The sequence below is a fragment of the Shimia aestuarii genome, assembly GCF_900114635.1.
Classification (GTDB): domain Bacteria; phylum Pseudomonadota; class Alphaproteobacteria; order Rhodobacterales; family Rhodobacteraceae; genus Shimia; species Shimia aestuarii.
In genome coordinates, this window is sequence record NZ_FOTQ01000008.1 from 1 (window position 1) to 25,902 (window position 25,902).

A 25,902-nucleotide genomic window follows, 5' to 3' on the forward strand; every position below is an offset into this window, starting at 1 on the left:
AGGCTGTTTATACCGCGCACAGGCGGGTCGCGGCCCGGAACGGTTTTTTAAGATGTCACGCTCCTCGGTCACGCGGGCCAGTTCCTTCTTAAGACGCCTGACCTCCGCTTCTTGGTCCGTCTGCCTTTGCGGCTTTGAGAATTGTGCCATCCAAGTGTAGAGCGATTTGGTGCTGATCCCGAGACGTTCAGCAACCTCTTTGACCGAATATCCACGCTCTGTGACCTGTGACACCGCGTCGATTTTGAACTCATCTGAGTAGCGAATTTGCCCTGGCATTTGCGTCTTCCTTTGCTTCCAAAATTACCAAGCAAAGCGTCTACAAATCTAGGGGCACCTCAGCTCAAACCAGCGCCTTGGAGGTAGTCGTGCGCAATCGCGTTCCTGAGTGGAAAGAGTGAGCCGCGCCAAACAGAAACGCGGGGCCTTGGTGGCCCCGCATCTGGTTGAAAGCCTTAATTTTCGGCGGGTTCCTTGGCGTCAATTGCGGAAAAGGTTTCGGCATGGTCTCCTAGCGCGGTCGCGTCCGCTGTTTGTTCCGGCACAGCCCCAAGATAAAGCTCTTTCAGGCGAGCGTCCTTTTCATCCTTACTTAAGCGCTCGACGCGCTTGGCAAGATTCCAGCGGATCCCAAAAGGATCGATCAGAGAAGCATTCAGGTCGCCCCACCAAGTTGCGACGAGCGGGCTTTCAGGCAGGGCGCCCGCGTCGATGGCCGATTCATATGTTCCTTCTATGTCATCGAGATAGTGGTGCAGCGTCACATGGCCTGTCCCAGCGGTGGGGAGTGCCGCCTTATTCAGTGTCACAAGGAGCGTGGTGCCGGCAATCTTGATCTGCGCATGCAGCATCTCATCGCTGTCCGGTGCGCTAAGAGTGTCGATGACTTCCGCGGCGAATGCGTTGGTGTAATACGCAATCGCGGCCGAGACGTCTTGCACGGAAAGGCTTGCGGTAATGCTGCGAAACCCTTTGGGAACAGGGGCAACTTTCGGGTTCGGGGATGTCATATTTAAAGTCCTTTGATGCGGATCGCCCGAATATGTGGTTATTCGGGCAGACTGGGTTGTTAGCTGGCTGCCTTCTTTTTTGCGTTGGGATGATCGACCGGTTTTTCCCTTGCCGCGGCTTTCGTTCCCATTACGGGACGGGAGGGTTTCTCAAGGGGCCCAAGGGAATTCAAATAGCTCCGATCAAACCCTGCTTGGTACACGGGAAATTCCACCGTGTTGTCCCGGAAGCTTTTCAGCGGTTGCCCCATCCGTAAGATGCCTTCGCGGCGTTGGCGGCGCACCAGTTCGAAATCGACTTCGATCGGGATCATCTCTTCCTGTACATTGCCCTTGTGCAGGATCTGTCCGGCCGGATCGATTACCGTAGAGTAGCCATTGCCGCCCGCCAGAAGACCATTGATATGAAAAATGTAGCTCTGGAACATTGCGGCCGAACCTTGGGCAATCGCCAGATCGGCAGGGCGGTCAACGAAAGAGGCCAGAACGGGGTTGATGATCACCTCGGCTCCCATGGACGTCAATGTGCGGGTCACTTCGGGGAACCAGAGATCATAGCAGATGGACACACCGAAGCGGCCAATGTTGGGAACATCGAATACGCAGAATTCACGTCCCGGGGTCACACCCTTTTCATAAGGGGTGAAGGGGAACATCTTGCGGTAGCGGGTCACCACTTCGCCGTCGGGATTGAACACCGGGGTGGTGTTATAGATACAGCCGTCCTTTTCTTCGAAGTACGAGCCGGGGATCAGCCAGGTATCATAGTGCCGCGCCATTTCAGCGAACTCACGTTCGAACGACCCGCCTGCAGGCTGAGCAGCGTGCAGGGCCGGACCATGGGCCGCCAGTTCGGAAAATACGACCATCTGCACCCAAGGGTAGAGATGGAACAGGATTTCCATCCGCTGCCGCATCTCTTCAAGATTTCGGTGCGTGGTAATGTGCATCTGGATGCCAGCGATTGAAAAGCGCGACATATGTTTACTCCTGTTCTGCGGATGATGAGTGAAGCGGTGTCAGGTTCGACCAGTCCCTGTCCTCTCCCAAGTGGTTGCGGCGCCAGAAGGCAGCCAGCCGTGCGTGGAGCGAACCGTCGGGATCAGGATATGGGTGAACTGCGAATTTCAGGAAATCGCTGTACCAGGTTGGGCGTTCCGTGGAGGCCTGAAGAGTGGTAAGGGTCGTCGCCGTGCTTGAGCCGCCATCGCCATAGCGAATGGGCTGGTGACGGGCGTCGACGTCGTGAAGATTCCAGCTCTGCTCGGTTCCGTCTTTCCAACTTAGCGTTATCTCGCCTTGTGTAGGTCGATAGGTCGCCGTGTAGACAGTACCGAATCCTTCGGCGTAGTTCGTGCTGAAAATAGGAGCGTTCCGGAAGGCCTTTCGCAACTGCGTGGCGGACACGCCGGTTTGTTGTAAGAGTTCTTCGAGCACTTCGGCGCGTTCCATCGTGCGGGAAATGCGCCCATGCCGGGGCCATTCCACGCCCAGTTGGTGGTTTGTGGCCCAGGGTTGTTCGGTCACGATCGTTGGGCGGTCCGGGGCAAGGAACACCGTCGCCCAATTGCCGTTGCGATCGAGCACCGTGACATTGTAGGACATGTGGGAGGGGATGCTGCGCAACACTTCGACGGCATCCTGCACATCACGGCAAGACTGCAGTAGGTAGCGCATTATCAGCGGGATACCAAAACCGGGCCGTCTTTCCACGCGTCCGCCAAAGGTCAGAGACGCCGCGAGACCCGTTTCGTTCATGCCGTCGGCCAAGCCGGCCATCGCTTCGACCATCCCCACGACACGTTGGCCGCGCCACCGGGTCGAGAGCAAAGTTGCCTCGTTAAGATCCGGGTCGAGGTCGTAGTTGCGGATCAGGAACGGGCCGTCGTCATCAACGACAACCGCCTGGCTGCAATTCACCAGGTATCGGGGCGGAGCCCAAAAGCTCAGGAAACGCGCGGCCTCGTCGTCTGCGCCGCAAACTGTATTCAGCTCGTCCCATAAGGTTTCATAGTCAGGCATGTGACGGCGTAGCCCGCGGCGCGCATCTTCCAGTGAGGGAGTGCCGTCAGAGCGATGCCGGAACCATTCGCTCCAGCCGGGCCACCCGTGCGCAAAAACCTTGCGCCAGGCGTCGCCGGGCGCATCTTCAGACAGGCTACGAAAGGTCAGTTGCATTCTTGAACAGTCTTTCCCTTAACTGCCTGAATTCAGATCGCGAACGATGAATACAGGCAGCCCTCCAACACCATGATCCATGGTGTATATTGACATCCGGAGCAGTATTGTCAACATCGCGCCTCATGTTACCTGCCCCTTCTCCCACCGCTTCCATTCGCCAGAGTGATATTCAGCCGCTTCTCGCCGCGTATAGAATTACGCATTACCCGGTGGTTGTCCGGGCACCCCGCATGGTTCAGGGTGGAGGGTTTGGTGATCAGGTCAGCAAGCCCAATACGTGGACCGTCTATTTTCTGGTCGACAACGTTTGGGTGCAGCTGGAAAGCGCACGTGGTTTGCGCCGTGAATGGAGTAGTCTGGATCGGCTCGAAACCTGGCTGCGAGAGCAAGGTTTCGGCTTTTTTTGGGTGCGAAACGACATTGAGCCGGTTGCCTCAGCAGAATCGTGAACCCTGCCCGGTGACGGGCAGGGGCGTTTGGGGTAGAAGCGCTGAGCCTGCAAAAGCAGTCCGGTTAGAACCATTTCCCGGCACTGATGTCGGTCGGAACCGTGACGTTGGTGTTGGGAGACAACGGCACGCTTTTGAATTCGCCTTTAATCGCAGCGTTCCATTTTCGGGCCCGGTCCAACAATTGTCTGCCATCCGACTGCATCCTGCCACGAGCGAGTAGACACCCGAGGTCGGCACCGTGATAGCAATATTCACCCACGCCATAGACGCGCAAGTAGAACGCCTCATCTTCATGGCCTATGGTGTTGATGTTGTGGCTGGGCCGGACGAACTCGATTTCGTCATCTTCGTTCATGCGCCAGACCCCGGATTGCGGCGCCTTGGTGATCAGTTCGACCTTGTCCTCGGTTTGCTTCAGGATCAGCTGAGCCCAATGATCATAGTGGTTCCAACGGCTCTGAACCTCTTCGATGTCAATTTGATAGTCGACATCGAGGTACTCAAGAAGATGGAACAGGAAAAGCGGACAGCCGCCATAGGTTGAAGTAATCAGGTTCGTGGGCGGCGATGCGCCTGAGATGCGCGGATTCAATTCGCCCAAGTAGACTTCGTTTGTGTCGGTATCCAATAAGAAGTCGATACAGTAGACGCCCTTGTAGCCTTCTTCATAAAGACGGTCACCAAACTTGCGTGCCATGTCGCGCACCTTCTCCGGCACTCCGTCCGGAAGAATCGTAGGCGATATGTCATTGCCACACCAGCCTCCTTTGTAGGGTGTGATTTCTTCGAAACCGGTGATGTCTGTCATCACCGGGCCAACTAGCGCACCGTGCCGGGTGGCACAGCCTTCGATCGTTCCGGGCAAGTGATTGAGCCGTTTCATGATCTTCAGCTGTTGGCCAACAATCTTGGATGAGAATTTCTTCCAATCCTCTTCGCTCTTGATGAAGAAGGTGGTGCGACCACTGTCTCCATACGGTGTCTGCACAACCAGATCGCTGCCCAAACCGGCGCGCTCAGCCAGTTTGCTGAGCTCGCCATAGGTATTGGCTTCGCCCATGATGTTCGGGGCGCTGGCCACGCCAGCTTCATTCCCCAGACGGGTGGTTTCAATCTTGCTGTCCAGCCGATTGCGCAGTTCGTTTGACGGAAGCGCGATCTCGAGGCCAATTTCCTTGCAGAGCTCTTCGGTTTTTTCGTCGAACTGCACAAACAGGGCCAAACCCGGTTCCTGGGATTTCACTCTGTCGCGAAATTCCGGGTGATTGACCAGGTAGTTTCCAACCTCCTCCATCGAGTAGAAATCCTGGGCTTCTGTCAGAGTCGGGATAAACACACGTGGGTGCGCGCCGTCAAAAATGTCGAAGTAGTTCACGAATTCCAGCCCGCCAACCCATTGGTCCAGGCCCATCAGGTTGAACGGTGTTGGCATGATGACGTAGATCGGTTTCCGGTTGCTTCTGAGAAAGCGATAGATGTCGGTCAGGCCCGACAGTTGTTCTTTTTCTGGCGACATGTGTGTCCTCCTCACAGGCATGCTAAGTCGAGGGTTACGTTGCGGCAATTTCGAATCGGAGTGTGCGACATTATTGCCTATGGTGGGTGATTGATCTTCGGCGCTGATTTGATAGGGCGCGAGCTTGCTTTTTTGCCTTGATCGCAAGCTTATGAAGCTACCTAAGTATCTACGAAAGAAAGATATTCCTTGTCCTTTCATCCCTTCTCGTTGCGAGAATCTGGAGAAAATACTCTGTATTTCTTCCATAAAACGCGAAACTATTGATTACATCATAGATCATGGTGTACGAGATTGTCTACGTTTACGCGCAGATGCAAGTGGTCCGCGCAAGATCGTGGTTCGCTCTCGCGGACGACACACTAGGAGGAGACATAAATGAAACTAGCCAACATCACCCGCCGTGCCGCTATTGGTGCTATTGCAGGTGCAACAGCCTTTGCGACCCTGGCGACTTCGGCGTCGGCCGACACTGTTCGCCTGCGGTTCCACACGTTCTATGGCACCGAGATCGATCCGATCATCAAGAAGTTCCGCGCGTCGGTCAAAGACGCGTCGGGTGGTGATCTGCGTGTGCAGGTGTTCCGCGGAGGCGAGCTGGTGGCCAGCGATCAGTTGCTGGATGCTGCTTCGAAAGGGTCGGTCGATATTGTCCATGGTGTTGGTGGGTATTGGTCGGGTCAGGTGGACATCGGCAACATCGAAGCCGGTTTGCCTGGTGCCTGGACAAGCGTTGACGAAGCCAAGGCGTTGTTTGCCTCTGAACCCGTTGATGCCCTTCTGACTCAGGCTTACGAAGAAGCCGGCGTGGTCTACCTGGGCAAGGGGTACGGACACAGCTACGATCTTTTGACGTCGGAACCCGTGACCTCGCTCGAGGATCTGAAGACCCGCAAGATCCGCGCGACCTCGAACGTGGCCAAGGTGCTTGAAACCTTCGGAATTCCCACGGTCTACCTCCCTGCGCAGGAACTCTATATCGGCATGTCGACGGGCGTGATTGATGGTGCCATCTATGGTGGGCCGGTCGAATACGAACAGCTGAAGCTAAACGAAACCGCGTCGCATTATACTTACCTGAACATGCTGATGCCCGGTTGGACCGAAACCTTCCTAGCAAATCCTGCCAGCTGGAACGAGCTTTCGGATGAACACAAGGCAATTATGGAAACGGCCGTTGCGCAGTTCGCACAGGACATTCATGACTGGCTTGCCGAAGGTAACCAGTCGGTGATCGACAAGGGCGACGTTTTCGAGTTCTCCACACTGCCGAGCGAAGATTCCAACGCCATCACTGCTGCCTCGCAAGGTGTTTGGGATGAAGAGGCCGGGCGCTCTGAGCGCAATGCTGAGTTCATCCGCATCCTGAAGGAAAACGCGCAGGCGCAAGGACGTCTCTGATGTCTTCCGTGACAAGGTATCTTGTCGCACAGGATGGCCTGTCCGAGTTCGTTGGACGGGCCATTTCCTGGCTGACATTGGCCATGATCGCGGTTTTGATGATCGAGATCGTGTTTCGCTATTTCCTGGATTCTCCAACGATCTGGGCACATGAAACCAGCACCATGTTGTATGGCGGTTTCTGTATTCTTGCAGGCAGCTACACCCTGCGGCATCGCGGGCACGTGCGCAGTGAAGTGATTTGGGGTGCGCTGCCAAAACGTGGCAAGGCGGCCTGCGATACGGTGATCTTTACGCTCGGGCTCATCGTTCTGACAATCTTTCTGAAGATGTCGATCGAGTTTGCTGCCGAAAGTTGGGCGCGTCAGGAATATTCCAACAAGAGTATCTGGCAGCCGCCGCTTTACCCGATTAAGACGGTGATCCCGATCGCAGTCGGTTTGGTGTTGTTGCAGAACATCGCCGAATTGCTGCGGTCGGTGCTTACGCTTTTGGGGATCGACTACGAGGATCCGCGAGAAGCAGAGCTGGACGCAGAGGTGGACCCGGATTTGCTGCCGAGCGTACCTGACAGTGATCCCGATGAAGCGGTCGAAATCGACAAAAATCAAAACTGACCCAGAACGGTTTGCACGGTTCAGATCAACCTGTTCCGAGGGAGATATTTTATGGCCGAACTAGATCCGCTGACGATTACAGCGATTATGTTTCTATCCATGCTGGCGCTCATGGCCCTAGGGGCTCCGCTGGCTTGGGCACTGACCATCTGTGGCGTTTGGAGCGCTTATGCCATCTACGGCGATGGCGGGCTTGACCTGCTGGTAAGCTCTACATTCAGCGCGATGGACAACTTCCTGCTTGTGGCTTTGCCAATGTTCATTTTCATGGGCTTGGTGCTACAGCGATCCGGCATCACCGACGACCTGTTCGAGATGATCCACAAGCTCATGGGCCGCTTGCCCGGTGGGCTTGGCATTGGCACCGTCATCATCTGCGCGCTGATCGCCGCAATGGCAGGGGTCTCGGGCGCCGCAACGGTGAGCCTTGGCATCATCGCCCTGCCGGCAATGCTGAAACGCGGCTATGACGCACGGCTGGTCACAGGGACGATCATGGCAGGGGGGGCGTTGGGCTTTCTGATCCCGCCGTCCGTTCTGATGATCATCTACGCATTCCTCAGTCGCGATTCCGTGGGCAAGCTGTTTGCCGCTGGGCTGGTTCCCGGTTTGATGCTGGCAGGTATCTACATCGTCTACATTTTGGTGCGATGCCGGATTAACCCTCAGCTCGGTCCCCCGGCAGAAGAACAGTTCACGGCCATGGAAAAGGTCAAGTCCCTGCGCTTCCTGATTGCGCCGGGTTTGCTGATCTTCACTGTTCTGGGTTGTATCATTGGTGGCGTCACATCACCGTCCGAGGCTTCGGCCATCGGTGCATTCGGATCGCTGCTGATCGCGGCGGTGCAGGGGCGTCTGAACTGGGACATGCTGCGCTACGTGATGATCACAACCACGAAATTGATGGGCATGCTGATGTGGATCACAATCGCGGCGGTGTTTTTCTCCAAGATCTACGTTGGTGTTGGTGCGGGCATGGTCGTGGGCGAATTGATCGAGGATTTTGAAGTGGCGCCGATGATGGTGATTATCGCCATGCTGGCAACCTACTTTATCCTTGGCATGTTTCTGGATGATTTTGCCATCGTCTTCATCACGGTGCCGCTGTTCGTTCCGATCGTTCGTGAACTTGGCTTCGACACGACCTGGTTCGCGGTATTGTTTATCCTGTCGATGCAATCCGCCTATCTGACGCCGCCCTTCGGCTACAACCTGTTCTACATGCGCTCTGTTGCGCCAAACAGCATCTCGATTGGCGACATCTATTGGGCAGCGATCCCGTTCGTTGTTCTGCAGATCATCGGACTGGCGCTTGTCGTGGCGTTTCCGCAGATCGCATTGTGGTTGCCGAACCTGATCTTCTAAAAGAAATGCCGGTCGGGTGATGTTGCCCCGACCGGTCCGGTTTCATCCCCCAACTGTACAGCTGCTTTATGTCATTTTGACTGGCAGCTGTTTTTTTGTCTGCCGTGTTTTGCTCCCGAAGTTCGAGGCGGTTGAGAGCTGCTCAAAACAAACCAGGCTGTGTGAGGCCGCCAAGAGCGTTGACCTCTTGTTTCGGGGCGTAGGGCGGCAATGCGGCCCCGGAACCCCTTAGCTTTCTCTTTGCTCGGGCTCCGGCACGTTCAGAGTTGACCATGTATCGTCCTGCGGAGGGTTGGGAGGTGTTTCACAGGCTTCGCGATGGATATTCACCTTGGCAATGAAATTTGCCGAGATGGGGGCCGTCGCAAAAAGGAATGCGGTGATCAGCAACTCATGGAAAGAAAATTCTCCCAGAAGAGCGGAGTGTATGATGGAGGCCAAAAGCAGCATGCCAATGCCGACGGTCCCGACCTTGGTCGGCGCGTGCAGACGGGTCATGGGGTCGTTGAACTTCAAAAGCCCGATCACGCTGACCAGAACAAAACCGGATCCGATCAACAGGCAGATTGCAACGGCGTAATATCCGAGGATCTCAAGTGTCATTCGATAATGTCTCCCCGAAGGATGAACCGCGCCAAAGCCACGGTTGAAACGAAGCCAAGCATCGCGATCAAAAGGGACACTTCGAAATAGATTTGCACTCCTTGCGAAATCCCAAGCATCACCACAAGCCCAAGCGCGTTGATAACCATCGTATCGAGGGCCAGAATGCGATCCCCCGGTGTTGGTCCAAGGGCAAGGCGGACCATTGAAAAAATCTGCCCCAGGGCCAAGGCGACGAACGCGATGGCAATGGTTGCGTCGACAACTTGCATAGCCATGTTCATGAGAAGATCTCCTTGAGGCGGCGCTCGTATCGCGTCTTGATTTCGTCCCGCACGCTGTCCGGATCATCGGTGTGCAATACGTGTACCAGCAGGCTGTGGCCTTCGTCGGAAAGGTCGGACGACACCGTTCCCGGGGTCAGCGTGATGGTTCCGGCCAACACTGTAATTGCCTCGGGTTGGCGCAGTTCCAGAGGTACCACGATCCAGGCTGGCTTGAGCTTGGAATTCGGCACGGTCAGAACGATCCATGCCACCTGGATGTTGGCGACGACGATGTCCCAGATGACCAGCAGAGTGTAGCTGATCAACTTGCCCACGCGCACCCCTTTGGGGGTGTCGGGCCACCAGATCGACGTCCCCCATGGAATGACAATGCCAAGGATGATCCCGAATACCACCATACCCGCCGAAACGTCGTTTTGGAGCATGGTCCAAACCACAGCTAGCAGCAGGGTGAGGACAGGGTGGGGCACCAATCTGTTGAACAGACGTGACATGTCAGTGATCCTCCTTCGGAGTGCTCAGTTTGCCGGGAGTTTCCAACACGGTTGAGACGTAGGGTTCCGGCGCAAAAAGCTGTTGGGAGATGGTCGTGGCGTAGCCGTAAACCTGTCCGGCAAACACAGTATGCGCGACAAGGAGCGTGACAAGCCCCCCAACCGATACATAGGACAAGGTGGTTGGGCGAGATGTGACCACCGCGTCTTCGGGCGTTTCAACGCCGTGGGATTTCCAGAACAGCACCGACCCAGCGCGTGCAAAACCGACGATGCTGATCAAGCTCGAGCTGAGAATGATCGCCCAGATCCATGAGAGCATGTCGGTGCCACTGGCGGCGTCGAGAACCATCAACTTGCCGAGGAATCCCGACAGGGGAGGAAGCCCGGCCATCGCGATGGCGCATACGAAAAACAGCCCGGACGTGAGCGAAGTTCCCGCCATCGGTGGCTGGGCCGTGAGGTCCAGATTGGAGCGGCCTGTGCGAACCAGATCTGAGACGAGGAACAATGCGGCGCCCGCAAATGTGGAGTGAACGATGTAGTACAGCGCCGCCGCAATTCCCTCTGCCGTGAAGAACGAGATTGCGACCATCACCATACCCATGGAGCCAATCACGGAAAAGGCAACAAGCCTGTCGAGCTTTTTTGCGGCCAGAACGCCGATCATGCCCAAAGCCAGGGAAATCAGCGCAACTGGTAGCAGCCAAGTGTCCTGCAGCCCGGCCGTCACTTCAAGATCGGGGGGGAAGATCAGCGTATAGACGCGGATGATTGCATAGGCGCCGACCTTGGTCATGATCGCAAACAGCGCCGCGACGGGGGCCGGAGCCTCTGCATAGCTTGACGGGAGCCAGAAGTGGAGCGGAACAACCGCCGCCTTGATCGCGAACACCATCAACAGCAGGACCGAGGCCACGCGGATGCCCACGGTCGCGTCTGGCCCGATCAGGGCGGCGCGTTGACCCAGATCCGCCATGTTCAGGGTGCCGGTCTCGGCATAGATCGACCCCAGCGCGAACAGGAACAGGGTCGAACCGATCAGGTTGAACAACACGTATTGAACGCCTGCACGAAGTCGTGTGTTGCCCCCGGCGTGGATCATCAGGCCATAAGACGCGATCAGCAGGACTTCGAAAAAGACAAACAGGTTGAACAGGTCGCCTGTCAGAAAGGCACCCATGATCCCCATCAGCTGAAACTGGAACAGAGCATGGAAATGGCGCCCGCGATCATCCCAGCGCGAGCCGATAGCATAAAGCAGGACGAAAAGCGCCAGCAGGGACGTCAACAGCACCATCAGCGTCGAAAGGCGATCTCCGACAAGCACGATGCCGAAGGGGGCGGCCCAGTCGCCGAGTTGATAAAGCAATATGTCGCCATCCGCCACCTGCCAGGCCAGGCCCGCAGAAATGGCGATTAGGGCCAGTACGCCGACAACCGAGAAAACGCGTTGTATCCCGATGTGATAACGTGCGGCCAGCACGATGAACGGTGCCAGCAACGCCGGCAGAACGACGGGGGCAATAATCCAGTGAGTCACGATTGGCCCTCCGCCTGGTCTTGTGCGCCTTCCGGCTGGTCGTCCACGTGGTCGTCATTGGACCCGAGGAATGCACCAAGGCCGATCATGACGACCACTGCCGTCATGCCGAATGAGATCACGATTGCGGTCAGGACCAATGCCTGCGGCAGAGGGTCGGTGTAAACCGACATGTCATCGCGTAGCACCGGTGGCGCGGCTGTCGTGAGGCGACCGGACGCAAACAAGAACACGTTCACGGCATAGGTCAGCAGGGACATCCCCAGGATGACCGGGAAAGTCCGCAGACGTAGGACGAGGTAGAGACCGGCGGCGGTCATGATACCGATGGCCGAGGCGACGAGAATCTCCATGTCATACGCCCTCCTGTGTCATTGATCCGGCTTTGTCGGGGGGAGGATCGGTTCGGGATGGGTCGATATCCATGGGGTATTCGCTATCTGGCATATTCGCACGGCGCGCCAATCGCGAGAAGCTTTCCAGAGACAGCATCACCGCGCCAACAACGGCAAGGAATACGCCCAAATCGAATAGTGCTGCTGTCGCCAGTTCGAATTTCTGGAAGGGCGGGATGCGCACATAGGTGAAATCCGACGTCAGGAACGGCTTGCTGAAGAACCACGCGCCCATGCCTGTGAAGCCCGCAATCAGGACGCCTGCGCCGATTACCCCGTGATAGGGGTATTTCAGCCGTGCAGATGTCCAGGCAAACCCGCTGGCCATATATTGCATCACGACGGCAATCGACACAATCAGACCAGCAATGAACCCGCCTCCGGGTTCGTTATGTCCCCGCAGGAAGATGTAAAAGCCGACCAGAAGCACCAGCGGCATCATCACGCGCGTCAGCACCACCATCATCATCGGATGCGTGTCTCCGGCCTGTGGCAGGTCGGGTTCGCGGTTCAGCAACCGTGCGCGGACAGGACCGTTCAAGAGTGTCTCTGTCAGGGCATAGATCAGCAGTGCCGCAATCCCCAGAACGATGATTTCGCCATAGGTGTCAAATCCGCGGAAATCGACGAGGATCACGTTGACCACGTTCGTGCCACCGCCACCCTTGTAGGAGTTCGCGAGGTGGAACTCGGAAATCGGCGTCGCCACGGAATCCCGCAACAAGTAGTGATACGACAGCATGAACGTCGCCAACCCGCCCGCAATTCCGACGCCGGCATCCCGTACGCGGCGTAGGACCGTGCTTTCGACAGGGGTCTGCTTTGGCAGGAAGTTGAGGGCCAGAAGAAGCAGGATAATGGTAACCACTTCGACCGTGAATTGTGTCATCGCCAGGTCAGGTGCGCTGAAGAAGATGAAGCCGATCGAAACCATCAAACCAACGATCCCGATCAACATGAGCGAGAAAAGACGGTTCCGGTGCAGGAACATCAAAGCGACAGTCGCCGCGACCAGCATGGCCCAGCCGGCAATGGGGACGGCCCCCGCCGCCTGCACTGTACGCGTCGGTGCGCCGACTGTTCCGGTTTGCCATGCATAGGCACCTACCGCGATCATTACTACGGATCCAATAGCGGCATACCGTGTGAAAGCGCCGTTATGCAGCGGCAGGATCAATCCCCGGGCCGTCGATACCGCAATTTGGATGACCGCCTCGAAAATCACCTTGGCCTCCGGGCGCGGTGCGGCGTCCCAGGCTTTCAGCAAGGGTTTGAACGCGGCCAGAACCAGCAAGCCGCCAACCGTTGCAATGATCGACATGTACAGGGCGGGTGTCAGCCCGTGCCAGATCTTGAAATGGGCCTTGGGCACTTCGGCTGTGTCACCCAGAACAGACGCTGTAACGAGTTTGACAAAAGGTTCCGCAAGGAATGGTGCCAGGCCGATCACAACCACAAGAATGACGAGGATCGACGGAGGCATCCAAAGGCCCAGGCCGGGATCATGCGGTTTCGAAGGGTAGTCGTCGCGAACCGGGCCAAGAAAAGTGTGGCTGATCAGCCTGAAGCAATATGCAGCGGAAAAGAGCGAACCGAGCGTGGCCAGTGCCGGAACCAGCCAATGCGACTGGAACAGAACGGTGTGGTGCGCCTCTTCCAGCATCATTTCCTTGGACAGGAAGCCATTCAGAAGAGGAATGCCGGCCATGGAAAGTGCCGCGAGCGTGGCGATCGCGAAGGTGATCGGCATCAACCGGCGCAAGCCACCAAGGCGGCGAATGTCGCGTGTGTGGGTTTCATGGTCAATGATACCCGCTGACATGAACAGCGCCGCCTTGAAGGTTGCGTGGTTCAGGATGTGGAACATTGCGGCCAGTGCACCAAACGCAGTTCCGGTACCGAGCAGCATGGTAATTAGACCGAGATGGCTGACCGTGGAAAAGGCCAAAAGGGCTTTCAGGTCGTGTTTGAACAACGCGATCACAGCGCCGAGAACCATGGTGATCAGGCCAGCAGTTGTCACGATCGCGAACCATTCCGGGGTTCCTGACAATACGGGCCACATGCGGGCCATAAGGAAAATGCCTGCTTTGACCATCGTGGCCGAGTGCAGGTAAGCCGAAACCGGGGTCGGGGCGGCCATGGCATGTGGAAGCCAGAAGTGGAATGGGAACTGGGCGGATTTCGTAAAACAGCCCAAGAGTATCAGGATCAATGCAGGAAGATACCGGGGATCGGCTTGAATAAGTTCCCGGCTCGACAGGATCACGCTCAGGTCGTAACTCCCCACGATCTGCCCCAGCAGCAACATGCCTGCGATCATGGAAAGCCCGCCCATCCCGGTCACGGTCAAGGCCATGCGCGCGCCTTGTCTACCTTCGGGCAGGTGTTTCCAATACCCGATGAGCAAGAAGGAAGAGAGCGAGGTCAGTTCCCAAAAAACCAACAGCAGCAGAATGTTGTCACTTAACACGATCCCCACCATCGCGCCCTGGAACAGCAGCAGATAGGTAAAGAACTCGCCCATGTTGTCGTCGCGGCTGAGGTAATGACGGGCGTAAGCAATGATCAGAAGGCCAATGCCAAGGATCAGGAAGGCAAAGAAAAAGCCCAACCCGTCGAGCATGAGAGAAAAGTTCAGTCCCAGAGATGGCAGCCAGTTCACCTGGACCTTGACCACCTCGCCAGCGAGAACGGATGGAAGGTTCGTCAACAAACCTACAAATGCCGCCAGAGAGACAGTGAAAGTCACGCCACCACAGGCTGACCGCCCTGCCGGGTTCATGAGTCCTGGTAGCAGCGCACCAAAAAAGGGAAGAGCAACAATGAAAAAGAGTGACACGTGAACTCCTCAAGCCAGTTTCGTTTTTACTCTTAACCAACTGAATCCGGATTGTGAAACGATTGAAGCAACGGTTGCTTTCGACATAGGTGCCGGAGCGTAAACTTCGGGCACTTTGGAAACTGTTCCATCGGGGAAACGTGCGGGTTGGCTGCCCTAGGGAAGCTTGTTGGTTCCTATCCATGAACTGGGCGGGGTGATCGGTGGAGCTAATGCCCCGGAGGCGGGAGCGCAATGTTTGCAGAAGTTCCGCGTGGCTTGAAATTTGTCAAATAACTCAGCGCCATGAGGTCAAATTGGACAGACGGTCTGTTGGGTGAAGTCCACGGCTGCGCCGGGTGTATTTTTCAAGAATCGTGGAAAGGCAGCGTGAACAGCGGTTGCTCACGGGCCGTGCGGAAATCTGAACCTATCTTCAGCGGCCGTTGCGTCTCGCCCAATTGCCTCAGGTTGGCTCAATTGCCGGGAATGGTCTGGCCCGTGCTCACTCGTCTTGATCGGTTGTTTTCTTGCAAGGTTTGAGCGGGCATGGGATTTTGACCCAATTCAAAGGGAAAATCATTCGTGATCGGAAGCCGGCTCCGAATCGCTCCGCAAGGAAGGTAATTTGCCCCGAGATGTTTGCGCCTGCAGGAAACACACAGCCGGTCGGTTCCGAGTTGCATTTGCGCAAATCATTTGTTTGGCGAGGTGGGACGCTGCCGGCGTTTTTCAAAAGCGAACGTTTATTCAGCAGCGTCTCTCATCGAAGGATGCGCCATTTCAGGCGGTCATGCCACCGTCAACGACGAGCGTTGTCCCCGTGGTGAAGGACGCTGCGTCGGACGCCAGGAAGAGCGCCGCCCCTGAAAGCTCGTCCGGAACGGCGTGCCGGCCCTGCGGGATCATACTGATGATCTGCTTGTAAATCCCTTCATGTTCAAAAAGTGCACCGGCAAAATCGGTTTTTGTTAGGCCGGGCAGGATGGCGTTGACCCGGATACCAAACGCCGCACACTCCTTGGCAAAGGCTTTGGTCATGGATACGACGGCTGCCTTGGAAATCGAATAGACGGCTTGCATGGGCGCGGGGGTCAAAGCGTTAATGGATGCCACGTTGATGATAACGCCGTTTTTTTGCGCGCGCATCATGCGCCCGGCCATTTGTGAGGCCAGAAAATATCCTTTGATGTTAACGTCTATTGTCTTGTCAATCGCGCTTTCCGGCGTATCGAGGATCGGACCGAAATACGGGTTGGCCGCCGCGTTGTTGACCAGAATGTCTAGCCGGCCATGCGTCTGCGCAATTTCGCCGAATGCGGCTGCGATCGAAGCGGTTTCGCCGATGTGACAGGTAAGCGCCGATGCCTTGCCACCGTTATCGCGAATTGACGCGGCCACTTCTTCGCAGGGGCCAATCTTGCGGCTGGCGATGATCACATGAGCGCCGTGATCTGCGAGGCGGCGTGCAATAGCCTCTCCGATGCCGCGGCTGGCACCCGTTACGAGTGCAACGCGTCCCGTAAGGTCAAAAAGAGAGTCGGTCATGAGGGTATCCTGTTGCTGGTGCATTGGGCTGTCGTCCTGTCAGATTGCTTGGACCACCGCGTTTCGTCCATAGGCTGTGCCCCTACGTTACTGGCAGGAAAACACACAACATGCGGGAGTAAGACAGAAAGGGGTGGCATACGCTCTGTATGCCACCCCGCGTTTCAGGACGCCTGCGGAAACCTGCAATGCGATTTTGTCAGTCCAGAAGGTCAAACCGATCGGCGTTCATGACCTTGGTCCATGCGGAGACGAAGGTGTCGAGGAACCGGCCTTCGCCATCTGCGCTGCCAAAGACCTCGGCCAGCGCCCTCAACTGCGAATTGGAACCAAACACGAGGTCAACGCGAGTTCCTGTCCAGACCTGATCGCCATTGCTGCGGTCGCGTCCGATGAAAACACCGGGATTATCGTTGTCCGGTTTCCACTCGGTTCTCATGTCCAGCAGGTTGACAAAGAAGTCATTGCTGAGCGCGCCCGGACGCTTGGTCAGGACACCGTGCGAACTGCCACCATGATTGGCACCCATGGCCCGCATACCGCCAACCAACGCGGTCATTTCCGGAGCCGACAACGTCAAAAGCTGGGCGCGATCGACAAGCATTTCCTCTGGAGAGACCGAATACTCTGCCTTCTGGAAATTGCGGAACCCATCTGCGAGAGGTTCGAGTGGGGCAAAGGAATCGGCGTCGGTTTGAGCGTCCGACGCATCGGTCCGGCCCGGTGCAAAAGGCACTTCGAGATCATGACCGGCCGCCTTGGCGGCTTGCTCGATCCCGGCGTTTCCGCCAAGGACAATCAGGTCTGCCAGCGAAACTTTCTTGTCATCCTGCGACCCGTTGAACTCGGCCTGAATACCTTCGAGGGTTTCAAGGACCCGTGCGAGTTTCTCCGGCTCGTTGGCCTCCCAGTTCTTTTGTGGCTCCAGCCTGATCCGTGCACCATTGGCTCCGCCGCGCTTGTCCGACCCACGGAAAGTGGACGCCGAGGCCCACGCCGTGGATACCAGGTCAGCTACCGAGAGCCCCGACGCCACGATTTTTGCCTTGAGAGCAGCCTGGTCGGCAGCGTCGATCAGCGCGTGATCGACGGCTGGTACGTTGTCTTGCCAGATCAGTTCTTCTTCGGGGGCTTCCGGTCCAAGATAGAGAGAACGCGGTCCCATATCCCTATGCAGGAGTTTGAACCATGCCCGCGCAAATGCATCGGCAAAGGCATCCGGGTTTTCCAGGAAGTTCCGCGAAATCGGCTCGAGCGTGGGATGCATGCGAAGCGAGAGATCCGCCGTGGTCATCATCGGAGCGTGACGTTTGTCCGGGTCATGAGCGTCTACGATCATGTGTTCGGGTTTCACATCCTTGGCAACCCACTGATGCGCGCCTGCCGGGCTTTTGGTCAGCTCCCATTCGTAACCGAACAGAACTTCGAAGTAGCCGTGATCCCACTGGGTCGGGTTGGGCTTCCACGCCCCTTCGATCCCGGACGTGGTCGTGTCGCCGCCCTTGCCGCTGCCATGTGTGTTGATCCAGCCAAGACCCATGTTTTCAATCGCGGCGCCTTCCGGTTCCGCGCCAACCAGGTCCGGGTTGCCAGCGCCATGCGCCTTGCCAAAGGTGTGGCCACCCGCAACCAGGGCGACGGTTTCTTCGGGGCTCATTGCCATGCGCCCGAACGTGTCGATCACATCATAGCCAGATGCCACTGGATCGGGGTTCCCGTCCGGTCCTTCGGGGTTCACATAGATCAGCCCCATCTGAACGGCGGCCAACGGGTTGTCCAATTCGCGGTCACCTGAATAGCGGCCGTTTTCCGCGTCACTGGGCGCCAGCCACTCGGTTTCCGCACCCCAGTAAATGTCTTCTTCCGGCTCCCAGATGTCGGGTCGCCCACCGGCAAAACCAAAGGTCTTGCCGCCCATTGATTCGATGGCCACGTTCCCGGCCAGAAGCATGAGGTCGGCCCAGGAAATCTTGTCCCCGTATTTCTGTTTGATCGGCCAAAGCAGGCGGCGCGCCTTGTCGAGGTTGCCGTTGTCGGGCCAGCTGTTGAGCGGAGCAAACCGTTGCGTGCCCGTTGCGCCACCACCGCGCCCGTCGCTGATGCGATAAGTGCCCGCGCTGTGCCAAGCCATGCGGATGAAAAGCCCACCATAATGCCCATAATCGGCAGGCCACCAATCCTGGCTGTCCGTCATCAGGGCCGTGAGGTCTTTCTTGAGTGCGTCATAGTCGAGCTTCTTGAAGGCTTCACGATAGCTGAATGTCTTGTCCATCGGATTGGACAGGTCGGATTGCTGGTGCAGAATTTTCAGATTGAGCTGGTTGGGCCACCAATCGCGATTGGAATTGACCCCCAAGGTGGCCTGCGCATGCATGACCGGGCATTTGCCGCCGGTGTTGATATCATTTCCGTCCATAAAATCCTCCAATTCCTGTTGAGCGCTGTCCGGCACGTCTGCTCATTAAGACCGACCGGTTTGGCGCGTTGCCAGAGCCCGACGGAGCTTGTGTCCGCCTGATGGGGAAAGCGTAACCCGCATTTATAATTATTCTAAGTTGTACTTTTTTATAGGATTGATAGTTTTTCATTATGATAAATATCACCCTTCGACAGCTGCGTTATTTCGAGGCCCTTGCTCAACAACGCCACTTCGGTCGGGCCGCTGATATCTGCGCGATTTCCCAGCCTGCCTTGTCGGTTCAGATCAAGGAGTTGGAAGAAACACTGGGGGTGCAACTTTTTGAGCGGTCTGCCAGAAATGTGCGCTTGACCAGCTTTGGTGAAGATTTTGCCGTTCGTGCCCGCGAAATTCTCCGCTCGATCGAAGAACTGGGCGACATGGCGCGCGCGGCGCAAACAGGGTTTTCGGGGCGGTTGCGAATCGGAGTTATTCCCACGATCGCCCCTTATCTTTTGCCCAGTATCATTGGCGCCTTGTCACAACGGTATCCCGATCTCGACATTCACGTGCGCGAAACGCTGACATCCACCCTTTTGCGTGAACTGTCGGAAGGTCGGCTGGATACGGCTATCCTTGCCTTGCCGGTTGACGAGCCCGGTTTTGAGGAAATCGCCCTTTTCAGCGAGGAGTTCGTCCTCGTCAGGCCTGGATGGGATGGTGACAAACCTGTGCCTTCTGGAGAGGATCTGCGCAAGATGAGGCTTTTGCTGCTGGAAGAAGGGCATTGTTTTCGGGATCAGGCGCTGGCGTTCTGCAATGTGCGCAACGCGCTTCCAAAGGAAGGGCTGGACGGGAGCAGCCTGTCGACGCTTGTACAGATGGTTGGCGCGGGGATCGGTGTAACGCTTATTCCGGAGATGGCCGTTCCGGTTGAAACCCGTTCTGCAAAAGTGGCGGTGTCGCGGTTCGATGTCGCGACGCCGCGCCGATCCATTGGAATGATCTGGCGAAAAACCAGCCCGCTGGCGCCGCAACTCAAGCAAATCGCCGAAGTGGTGCGACAGTCCGGCGAGGCACTACGCGCCAAGTTGTGACGCGGCACGCGCAAGGGTTTCGATTTCTTCCCATGCGCCTTTCGAGATCAGGTCCATTGGAGCAACCCAGCTTCCGCCGGCACAGATCACATTGGGGAGCGCAAGGTAGTCGTTTGCATTGGTCGGACTCACGCCCCCGGTCGGGCAGAATGTAATTTGGGGCAGGGGGCTGGCGAGTGCGCCAAGTGCCTTGGCGCCGCCTGAAGCTTCCGCAGGGAAAAACTTGAGCATGTCGTATCCGCGCTCCAGAAGCCGCATGGCTTCGGTGGCTGTAGCCGCGCCAGGTAGGAGCGGCAAACCTGCGGCCTCGCATGCCGCGAGAAGCCGGTCGGTTGCGCCCGGTGATACACCGAATGTGGCCCCAGCGGCCTTGGCCAACTGGACATCCTTGGGGGTCAGCAAGGTACCGGCGCCAACGAAGCCCCCTTCCACCTTGGCCATTTCGGAAATGACTTCGAGCGCCGAAGGTGTGCGTAAAGTCACTTCAAGAACGGGCAGGCCGCCAGCAACGAGCGCTTTTGCCAAGGGACGGGCATCCGATGGATTGTTGACAACCAGGACGGGGATGATCGGTGCAATCGCACAGATTTCGCGCGTGCGTTCACTTGCTTTATTAGGGGAAATGGGCATGGGTCAGACCTCGAAAATGGATGCGCCCCGCGTGGCAGGACCGACGGCGTTTCGGAAAGCCGAAAACAGTTCCCGACCTGTTCCTGCATGTGCGCCTGACAGGTCCACGGTGGCAGACGAGCGGCTGTCAAGGTCGTCGACCAAAGCCTCCAACACGCCCTGTTCCGCGTCCACACGCACAAGGTCGCCGTCGCGCAGTTTGGCGATCGGACCGCCATCGAGCGCCTCGGGGCTGACGTGAATGGCCGAAGGGATCTTGCCCGATGCGCCCGACATGCGCCCATCTGTAACAAGGGCGACTTTCTGTCCGCGCCCCTGAAGAATGGAGAGGATCGGAGTGAGGCTGTGGAGTTCGGGCATGCCGTTGGCCCGTGGCCCCTGGAAGCGCACAACAACAACGATGTCGCCGTTCAGTTCACCAGCCTTGAACGCGGCTTTGACGGCATCCTGATCGTGAAACACGCGGGCGGGTGCCTCGACGATGCGGTGTTCGGGCGCCACCGCCGAGACTTTCATGACGGACGTGCCGACATTCCCGCTCAAACGCTTGAGACCGCCCGTCGGTTGGAATGCCCTGTCGTGAGCGCGCAAGATCTTGTCGTTCAGGCTTTCGGTTGGACCATCGGCCCAGTGCAGATTGCCATCCACCAGCTTGGGGTCACGGGTGTAGTTTTCTAGGCCTTGTCCAGCGACGGTTTGCGTATCCGGATGCAACAACCCGGCGGCCAGCAACTCGCCAATCATAAAGCCCAGTCCGCCGGCGGCGTGGAAGTGATTCACATCCGCAAGCCCGTTGGGATAGACACGCGCAAGCAAAGGTGTGATGTCGGAAAGGTCTGAGAAATCCTGCCAGTCGAGAATGATGCCACCCGCTCGGGCCATCGCCACGAGATGGATGAGCAGGTTGGTGGACCCGCCAGTCGCGTTAAGTCCGACGATCCCGTTCACGAAGGCGCGCTCGTCGAGGATCTGGCACACAGGCGTATAGCTGTCGCCAAGTGCACTCAGCGACAGCGCGCGTTGCGCGCCGGAGCGGGTCAGGGCGCTGCGCAGGTCCGTATTCGGAGTGACGAAGCTTGCGCCAGGCAGGTGTAACCCCATGAACTCCATCAACATCTGGTTCGTATTTGCCGTACCATAAAAGGTGCACGTTCCAGGACCATGGTAGGCGGCCATTTCCGCCGCCATCAGGGCGTCTCGCCCGACCTCTCCGGCGGCAAATTTCTGGCGGACCTTGGCTTTTTCGTCATTGGCCAGCCCGCTGGTCATCGGACCTGCCGGAAGGAAAACGGCAGGGAGGTGCCCGAAAGCCTGGGCACCGATGACAAGCCCCGGAACGATCTTGTCGCAAACACCAAGAAATACCGCTGCGTCGAACGTGTTGTGGCTCAGCGCCACGCCGGTTGCCAATGCAATCACGTCCCGCGAAAACAGGCTCAACTCCATGCCGGCTTCGCCCTGCGTGACCCCGTCACACATAGCCGGAACGCCACCGGCCACCTGGGCTGTGCCCCCGATTTCGCGGGCTGCGTCGCGGATCATTGCCGGGTAGGTTTCGAAAGGCTGGTGCGCGGACAGCATGTCGTTATAGGCGGTGACGATCCCCAGATTGCCCGCATTCCCGTTCGCTAGCGCTGATTGGTCGACGCCCGCGCCAGCGAATGCATGCGCTTGGTTGGAACAGCTCAGGTGCCCGCGTGCGGGGCCTCTTTTGGCTGCGGCATCCATCCGGTCCAGATATTCCTGGCGTGTATCAGCGCTCCGCGCGACAATTCGGTCGGTCACGGTCTTTATGGTTTTTTGGAGCGCCATATCGGAACCCTTCAAAGAAATTTCGCTTTGCCCCGGCGTCAGGCGCCGATCGCTCTCCAACGTCGACCGTCTCGATGCAACAGCATCAGGGACTCTTCCGGTCCCGAGCCACCCGCATCATAGGCAACCGGACGCAGCGGCGATTCCTCCCAAGCCGCGATGAGTGGATCGGCCCAACTCCAGGCCGCCTCGACCTCGTCCCCACGCATGAATAGCGTCTGGTCGCCACGGATCACATCCATGATCAATCGTTCATATGCATCTTGAGAATGCAAGTCGCTTCCCAGAGCATCCGCAAAGGTCATGTCCATGTCGACTTCTTTCAACCGCATTCCGCCTGGCCCCGGTTCTTTGATGGTGGTGCGCAGCGTTATGCCCTCATCAGGTTGTAGACGGATGATGAGCGCATTGCCCTTGCGCCCCTCCATGGGCGGAAAGATCATGTGGGGTGGATCGCGGAACACGACAGCAATTTCCGACGCACGCGTCCTCAGACGTTTGCCAGTGCGCAGGTAAAACGGTGTCCCGGCCCATCGCCAGTTGGCCACGGCCAGTTTGAGCGCAACGTAACTTTCAGTGCGCGAGTCTGGTGCCCCGGCATCTTCGGGATACCCGGACATGCCGTTCCAGTCACGGTATTGGCCGCGGACGATGTTGTCCGGGGTCACAGCCCCAAGCGCCTCTATGACCTTGACCTTTTCGTCGCGGACCGCGTTTGGTTCAAACCGCGCAGGCGGTTCCATCGCGATCAGGCAAAGGAGCTGCATCAGGTGGTTCTGCACCATGTCCCGCATCGCGCCGGAGCGGTCATAATACCCGCCACGCCCGGCGACGCCGATTTCTTCGGCGACAGTAATTTGAACATGGTCGATATGTGTGCTGTTCCAAAGAGGTTCGAACAGGGAATTGGCAAAGCGCAGCGCCATCAGGTTCTGAACTGTCTCTTTGCCGAGGTAATGATCGATCCGATAAATCTGGGTTTCGTCGAAACTGCGGAGCAGATCTGCGTTCAAGGCCTTGGCCGAAGCGAGATCGCGACCAAATGGTTTTTCAACGACGATCCGAGTGTCAGGCGTCGCAATCCCGCGCTTGCTGAGCTGATCGGCAATCGAACCAAAGAGATCGGGGGAGACGGAAAGGTAGAAGGCCTGAATCATGTCGGGGCGCAAAAGCTGTGCCAACTCACTCCAACCGGCCGCTCCGGTTGCATCAACCTGCACGTAATACAGCCGCTCGAGGAAGGCCGCGAGGTCGTCTGAGGGGCGTTGGTCGGCGGCCACAAACTCTTCCAGTGCCGCTCTGACCTGATCTCGGAAAGCATCCCCCGACATGTTGGAACGTGCCGCGCCTATGATGCGGGATTCGAGCGGCATCTGGCCGACACGGAACCTGTGAAACAAGCCCGGCAAGATCTTTCGGCGGGCAAGATCACCTGTTGCGCCAAAGATGACGAGGTCAAAGGGGTTTACCGGAATGACGCGCGCAACCATCGGTCTTTAACCCGCCATGCGCAGTGGCGCTGTGGGCGCGCCGCGCAAAAGGGCCCCCATCAGGCGGCCATTGTCGAGCATCCGATTGGAAAAGCCCCATTCATTGTCATACCAGCTTACCACCCGCACCAAACCGTCCCGGGTCACAGAGGTTTGCGCTGCTGCAAAAACAGAAGAGTGCGGATCGTGGTTGAAGTCTATCGAGACAAGCGGGTCTTCTTCGTAGCCAAGAATGCCGGCCAGTTCGCCTTGGGATGCCTCGCGGATCGCAGCATTAATAGCTTCTCGGCTGGCGGCACGTTCGGGCATGAAACAGAAATCCACCATGGAAACATTGGGCGTCGGAACGCGCACGGCTGATCCCTCGAGCCGGCCCTCAAGTTGCGGCAGAACCTGAGAAATCGCACGGGCGGCGCCGGTTGAGGTCGGGATCATCGACATCGAAGCGGCGCGGGCGCGGTAAAGATCGTCATGATTGCTGTCGTGACTTGGCTGATCGCCGGTGAAAGCGTGGATCGTGGTCATGTAGCCGGTCCGAATGCCGACGGTCTTGTCCAGAACCTTTGCCACCGGCGCAAGGCAGTTTGTTGTGCAGGAGGCGTTTGAGACGATCACGTCTTCAGGCGTGAGGTCCTGATGGTTGACGCCAAAAACAACCGTGCGGTCCACGTCGGATCCGGGGGCAGAGATCAGGACACGCTTGGACCCGTTTGCGAGCAGGAGCCCTGCTTTTTCGCGGCTTTTGAACAGCCCAGTGCATTCAAACGCGATGTCAACGTCCGCCCATGGCAGGTCCTGCGGGTTTCGTTCTGAAGTCAGACGGATCGTACTACCGCCCATTTTCAGGGTGTTGCCGTCAAGCGTAACGGGGGATTTCAGGCGGCCATGCACGCTGTCATATTTGAGCAGGTGAAGAAGGTTAGGCGCGGCGGCGAGATCGTTGATCGCGACAACCTCAAGGTCTTTAGCACCGCTTTCGATCAGCGCGCGCAAAACGCCCCGCCCAATGCGCCCGAATCCGTTGATGGCGATCTTCGTGGTCATGTTTTTCCTCCGCATGCTCAGCACCTGAAACCGGTTCAACGCAAATTTGCCAACCGTTAGCGCTATCGGTATCGCTATCGGTACAGGCGTCCATCTCAAAAATCAACCCTTGCTCCGACGTTTTGCGATTGCGCATTCCTGCTTGCGGTTTCGAGGAAGTTGTCAGACCATCGCGCCATGGCAAAAAAGCTTCTTCTGAAAGATGTTGCGCGTCTGGCTGGGGTCAGTGAAATGACCGCATCCCGCGCACTTCGCGGTGCGCCGGACGTTTCGCCGACGACGAAACAAAAAATCCAAGAGATTGCCCGAGATGTCGGATACGTCCCGAATCGCATTGCCGGGGCGCTGGCGTCGAACAAGGTCAATCTAGTCGGCGTCGTTGTTCCCAGCCTGAACAGTTCTGTCTTTCCCGAGGTGCTCTCGGGTATCTCGTCAAGCTTGCGCGACACGCAACTGAAACCTGTGATCGGCGTGACCGGCTATGATCTGCAGGAAGAGGAGGAAGTCATCCGTGAAATGCTGAGCTGGCGCCCGGCGGGGTTGATTGTCGCGGGGTTGGAACATTCCGATCCGGCACGCAGAATGCTGGGCGCTGCTGACTGCCCCGTGGTGGAAGTGATGGATGTGGATGGCACGCCGGTCGCGCATTGCGTGGGAATATCCCATCTGCAAGCCGGGCAGGACATGGCCCGGATCATTCTGGACAAAGGGCACCGGCGCATCGGATTTGTCGGAACGAAGATGCCGCAGGATTTCCGGGCCGAAAAACGTTTGCGGGGGTTTCTGGGTGAATTGGAGAAGAGCGGCGTAACGCTTTGGGATCAGGAGCTTTATTCCGGAGCGTCCTCGATTGAAACCGGGAGGAACCTGACCAGGCAACTGCTTGCGCGCTCACCCGAACTGGACTGCATCTATTTCTCCAGCGACATGATGTCCGTGGGGGCGTACATGCATTGCTTGGCGCAGGGGATTTCGATTCCCGGGGATCTTGCGCTTGCAGGCTTCAACAACCTCGACCTGCTCAAGGGACTGCCAATGCAATTGGCAACGACGGATGCACACCGTTTTGAAATTGGTCAACGGGCGGCGCAGATCGTTTTGGATGCAGGGCAAGGAATGCCCATGACGCCGCAAATCGTCAGGCTCGACCCCAAGGCTGTGCCCGGACAGTCTCTCTGAACTGATCAGGGTGGAAGGA

The 25,902-nt window shown here is 57.4% G+C and carries 23 protein-coding genes; 6 read left to right on the forward strand and 17 right to left on the reverse strand.

Annotation, left to right across the window (positions count from 1 at the left end; all coding sequences use genetic code 11):
- The 4 genes from BMZ35_RS16425 to BMZ35_RS16440 all read right to left on the reverse strand — a co-directional run.
- On the reverse strand, window positions 1–279 hold a 279-nt coding region (locus tag BMZ35_RS16425), incomplete at its 3' end, for a transposase (protein ID WP_131814396.1).
- A 176-nt stretch (window positions 280–455) separates the two neighbouring features.
- Window positions 456–1,010 carry a VOC family protein gene (locus tag BMZ35_RS16430; RefSeq protein WP_093095164.1) on the reverse strand — a complete coding sequence of 185 codons (555 nt, stop codon included), beginning with the start codon at window positions 1,008–1,010 and terminating at the stop codon, window positions 456–458.
- 59 nt (window positions 1,011–1,069) lie between these two features.
- On the reverse strand, window positions 1,070–1,990 hold the full coding sequence (locus BMZ35_RS16435) for a carbon-nitrogen hydrolase family protein (protein ID WP_093095167.1): 921 nt from the start codon (window positions 1,988–1,990) through the stop codon (window positions 1,070–1,072).
- A 4-nt stretch (window positions 1,991–1,994) separates the two neighbouring features.
- Window positions 1,995–3,188 carry a C45 family autoproteolytic acyltransferase/hydrolase gene (locus BMZ35_RS16440; RefSeq protein ID WP_093095169.1) on the reverse strand — a complete coding sequence of 398 codons (1,194 nt, stop codon included), beginning with the start codon at window positions 3,186–3,188 and terminating at the stop codon, window positions 1,995–1,997.
- Window positions 3,189–3,313: 125 nt separating this feature from the next.
- On the opposite strand from BMZ35_RS16440, the gene BMZ35_RS16445 reads away from it, so the two are divergent.
- Window positions 3,314–3,640, forward strand: coding sequence for a hypothetical protein (locus tag BMZ35_RS16445; protein ID WP_093095172.1), 327 nt, complete (start codon window positions 3,314–3,316; stop codon window positions 3,638–3,640).
- 64 nt (window positions 3,641–3,704) lie between these two features.
- On the opposite strand, the gene BMZ35_RS16450 is transcribed toward BMZ35_RS16445, so the two are convergent.
- Window positions 3,705–5,159: a biotin carboxylase gene (locus BMZ35_RS16450; RefSeq protein ID WP_093095175.1), complete on the reverse strand. Its 1,455-nt coding sequence runs from the start codon at window positions 5,157–5,159 to the stop codon at window positions 3,705–3,707.
- 378 nt (window positions 5,160–5,537) lie between these two features.
- Here BMZ35_RS16450 and BMZ35_RS16455 point away from each other — a divergent pair, with 378 nt between their 5' ends.
- The 3 genes from BMZ35_RS16455 to BMZ35_RS16465 are packed head-to-tail and all read left to right on the forward strand — an operon-like array spanning window position 5,538 to window position 8,542.
- On the forward strand, window positions 5,538–6,560 hold the full coding sequence (locus BMZ35_RS16455) for a TRAP transporter substrate-binding protein (RefSeq protein WP_093095178.1): 1,023 nt from the start codon (window positions 5,538–5,540) through the stop codon (window positions 6,558–6,560).
- Window positions 6,560–7,177: a TRAP transporter small permease subunit gene (locus BMZ35_RS16460; protein WP_093095181.1), complete on the forward strand. Its 618-nt coding sequence runs from the start codon at window positions 6,560–6,562 to the stop codon at window positions 7,175–7,177. The genes BMZ35_RS16455 and BMZ35_RS16460 overlap by 1 nt, the downstream gene beginning before the upstream one ends.
- Before the next feature lie 51 nt (window positions 7,178–7,228).
- Window positions 7,229–8,542: a TRAP transporter large permease gene (locus BMZ35_RS16465; RefSeq protein WP_093095185.1), complete on the forward strand. Its 1,314-nt coding sequence runs from the start codon at window positions 7,229–7,231 to the stop codon at window positions 8,540–8,542.
- Window positions 8,543–8,770: 228 nt separating this feature from the next.
- On the opposite strand, the gene mnhG is transcribed toward BMZ35_RS16465, so the two are convergent.
- The 8 genes from mnhG to katG all read right to left on the reverse strand — a co-directional run bounded on the left by mnhG (window position 8,771) and on the right by katG (window position 18,649).
- Complete coding sequence (gene mnhG, locus BMZ35_RS16470) at window positions 8,771–9,145, reverse strand: monovalent cation/H(+) antiporter subunit G (protein WP_093095188.1); 375 nt, start codon at window positions 9,143–9,145, stop codon at window positions 8,771–8,773.
- Entirely contained in the window at window positions 9,142–9,417 is a 276-nt protein-coding gene (locus BMZ35_RS16475) for a K+/H+ antiporter subunit F (RefSeq protein ID WP_423227764.1), read from the reverse strand. The genes mnhG and BMZ35_RS16475 overlap by 4 nt, the downstream gene beginning before the upstream one ends.
- 8 nt (window positions 9,418–9,425) lie before the next feature.
- On the reverse strand, window positions 9,426–9,926 hold the full coding sequence (locus tag BMZ35_RS16480; protein WP_093095192.1) for a Na+/H+ antiporter subunit E: 501 nt from the start codon (window positions 9,924–9,926) through the stop codon (window positions 9,426–9,428).
- A gap of 1 nt (window position 9,927) precedes the next feature.
- Window positions 9,928–11,469 (reverse strand): monovalent cation/H+ antiporter subunit D, encoded by a 1,542-nt coding sequence (locus BMZ35_RS16485; RefSeq protein WP_093095194.1) that lies wholly within the window; start codon window positions 11,467–11,469, stop codon window positions 9,928–9,930.
- Complete coding sequence (locus BMZ35_RS16490; RefSeq protein WP_093095196.1) at window positions 11,466–11,822, reverse strand: Na+/H+ antiporter subunit C; 357 nt, start codon at window positions 11,820–11,822, stop codon at window positions 11,466–11,468. The genes BMZ35_RS16485 and BMZ35_RS16490 overlap by 4 nt, the downstream gene beginning before the upstream one ends.
- A gap of 1 nt (window position 11,823) precedes the next feature.
- Window positions 11,824–14,706 (reverse strand): monovalent cation/H+ antiporter subunit A, encoded by a 2,883-nt coding sequence (locus BMZ35_RS16495; protein WP_093095200.1) that lies wholly within the window; start codon window positions 14,704–14,706, stop codon window positions 11,824–11,826.
- Between the two features lie 762 nt (window positions 14,707–15,468).
- Window positions 15,469–16,233 carry an SDR family oxidoreductase gene (locus BMZ35_RS16500; RefSeq protein ID WP_093095552.1) on the reverse strand — a complete coding sequence of 255 codons (765 nt, stop codon included), beginning with the start codon at window positions 16,231–16,233 and terminating at the stop codon, window positions 15,469–15,471.
- A 199-nt stretch (window positions 16,234–16,432) separates the two neighbouring features.
- Window positions 16,433–18,649: a catalase/peroxidase HPI gene (katG, locus tag BMZ35_RS16505; protein ID WP_093095202.1), complete on the reverse strand. Its 2,217-nt coding sequence runs from the start codon at window positions 18,647–18,649 to the stop codon at window positions 16,433–16,435.
- 173 nt (window positions 18,650–18,822) lie between these two features.
- On the opposite strand from katG, the gene BMZ35_RS16510 reads away from it, so the two are divergent.
- The gene (locus BMZ35_RS16510; protein ID WP_093095204.1) at window positions 18,823–19,728 is read left to right on the forward strand and encodes a hydrogen peroxide-inducible genes activator; all 906 of its coding nucleotides are present in this window, start codon (window positions 18,823–18,825) and stop codon (window positions 19,726–19,728) included.
- Here the strand turns inward: BMZ35_RS16510 and eda are convergent.
- From eda to gap, 4 genes are read right to left on the reverse strand one after another with little or no spacing between them, the layout of a single operon-like run.
- Window positions 19,711–20,358: a bifunctional 4-hydroxy-2-oxoglutarate aldolase/2-dehydro-3-deoxy-phosphogluconate aldolase gene (eda, locus tag BMZ35_RS16515; protein WP_093095207.1), complete on the reverse strand. Its 648-nt coding sequence runs from the start codon at window positions 20,356–20,358 to the stop codon at window positions 19,711–19,713. The genes BMZ35_RS16510 and eda overlap by 18 nt on opposite strands.
- Before the next feature lie 3 nt (window positions 20,359–20,361).
- Window positions 20,362–22,170, reverse strand: coding sequence for a phosphogluconate dehydratase (edd, locus tag BMZ35_RS16520; RefSeq protein ID WP_093095555.1), 1,809 nt, complete (start codon window positions 22,168–22,170; stop codon window positions 20,362–20,364).
- Between the two features lie 38 nt (window positions 22,171–22,208).
- Window positions 22,209–23,660 carry a glucose-6-phosphate dehydrogenase gene (zwf, locus tag BMZ35_RS16525; protein WP_093095212.1) on the reverse strand — a complete coding sequence of 484 codons (1,452 nt, stop codon included), beginning with the start codon at window positions 23,658–23,660 and terminating at the stop codon, window positions 22,209–22,211.
- Window positions 23,661–23,666: 6 nt separating this feature from the next.
- The gene (gap, locus tag BMZ35_RS16530) at window positions 23,667–24,704 is read right to left on the reverse strand and encodes a type I glyceraldehyde-3-phosphate dehydrogenase (RefSeq protein ID WP_093095216.1); all 1,038 of its coding nucleotides are present in this window, start codon (window positions 24,702–24,704) and stop codon (window positions 23,667–23,669) included.
- Window positions 24,705–24,881: 177 nt separating this feature from the next.
- Between gap and BMZ35_RS16535 the strand changes: the two genes are divergently transcribed.
- On the forward strand, window positions 24,882–25,883 hold the full coding sequence (locus BMZ35_RS16535) for a LacI family DNA-binding transcriptional regulator (protein ID WP_093095220.1): 1,002 nt from the start codon (window positions 24,882–24,884) through the stop codon (window positions 25,881–25,883).
- Window positions 25,884–25,902: the final 19 nt, after the last annotated feature.

Excerpts from the sequence above, each read along its gene's own strand:
- BMZ35_RS16430 (WP_093095164.1), bottom strand. The coding sequence starts at position 1,010 with ATGACATCCCCGAACCCGAAAGTTGCCCCTGTTCCCAAAGGGTTTCGC.
- BMZ35_RS16435 (WP_093095167.1), bottom strand. The coding sequence starts at position 1,990 with ATGTCGCGCTTTTCAATCGCTGGCATCCAGATGCACATTACCACGCAC.
- BMZ35_RS16440 (WP_093095169.1), bottom strand. The coding sequence starts at position 3,188 with ATGCAACTGACCTTTCGTAGCCTGTCTGAAGATGCGCCCGGCGACGCC.
- BMZ35_RS16445 (WP_093095172.1), top strand. The coding sequence starts at position 3,314 with ATGTTACCTGCCCCTTCTCCCACCGCTTCCATTCGCCAGAGTGATATT.
- BMZ35_RS16450 (WP_093095175.1), bottom strand. The coding sequence starts at position 5,159 with ATGTCGCCAGAAAAAGAACAACTGTCGGGCCTGACCGACATCTATCGC.
- BMZ35_RS16455 (WP_093095178.1), top strand. The coding sequence starts at position 5,538 with ATGAAACTAGCCAACATCACCCGCCGTGCCGCTATTGGTGCTATTGCA.
- BMZ35_RS16460 (WP_093095181.1), top strand. The coding sequence starts at position 6,560 with ATGTCTTCCGTGACAAGGTATCTTGTCGCACAGGATGGCCTGTCCGAG.
- BMZ35_RS16465 (WP_093095185.1), top strand. The coding sequence starts at position 7,229 with ATGGCCGAACTAGATCCGCTGACGATTACAGCGATTATGTTTCTATCC.
- mnhG (WP_093095188.1), bottom strand. The coding sequence starts at position 9,145 with ATGACACTTGAGATCCTCGGATATTACGCCGTTGCAATCTGCCTGTTG.
- BMZ35_RS16475 (WP_423227764.1), bottom strand. The coding sequence starts at position 9,417 with ATGCAAGTTGTCGACGCAACCATTGCCATCGCGTTCGTCGCCTTGGCC.
- BMZ35_RS16480 (WP_093095192.1), bottom strand. The coding sequence starts at position 9,926 with ATGTCACGTCTGTTCAACAGATTGGTGCCCCACCCTGTCCTCACCCTG.
- BMZ35_RS16490 (WP_093095196.1), bottom strand. The coding sequence starts at position 11,822 with ATGGAGATTCTCGTCGCCTCGGCCATCGGTATCATGACCGCCGCCGGT.
- BMZ35_RS16500 (WP_093095552.1), bottom strand. The coding sequence starts at position 16,233 with ATGACCGACTCTCTTTTTGACCTTACGGGACGCGTTGCACTCGTAACG.
- katG (WP_093095202.1), bottom strand. The coding sequence starts at position 18,649 with ATGGACGGAAATGATATCAACACCGGCGGCAAATGCCCGGTCATGCAT.
- BMZ35_RS16510 (WP_093095204.1), top strand. The coding sequence starts at position 18,823 with ATGATAAATATCACCCTTCGACAGCTGCGTTATTTCGAGGCCCTTGCT.
- eda (WP_093095207.1), bottom strand. The coding sequence starts at position 20,358 with ATGCCCATTTCCCCTAATAAAGCAAGTGAACGCACGCGCGAAATCTGT.
- edd (WP_093095555.1), bottom strand. The coding sequence starts at position 22,170 with ATGGCGCTCCAAAAAACCATAAAGACCGTGACCGACCGAATTGTCGCG.
- zwf (WP_093095212.1), bottom strand. The coding sequence starts at position 23,660 with ATGGTTGCGCGCGTCATTCCGGTAAACCCCTTTGACCTCGTCATCTTT.
- gap (WP_093095216.1), bottom strand. The coding sequence starts at position 24,704 with ATGACCACGAAGATCGCCATCAACGGATTCGGGCGCATTGGGCGGGGC.
- BMZ35_RS16535 (WP_093095220.1), top strand. The coding sequence starts at position 24,882 with ATGGCAAAAAAGCTTCTTCTGAAAGATGTTGCGCGTCTGGCTGGGGTC.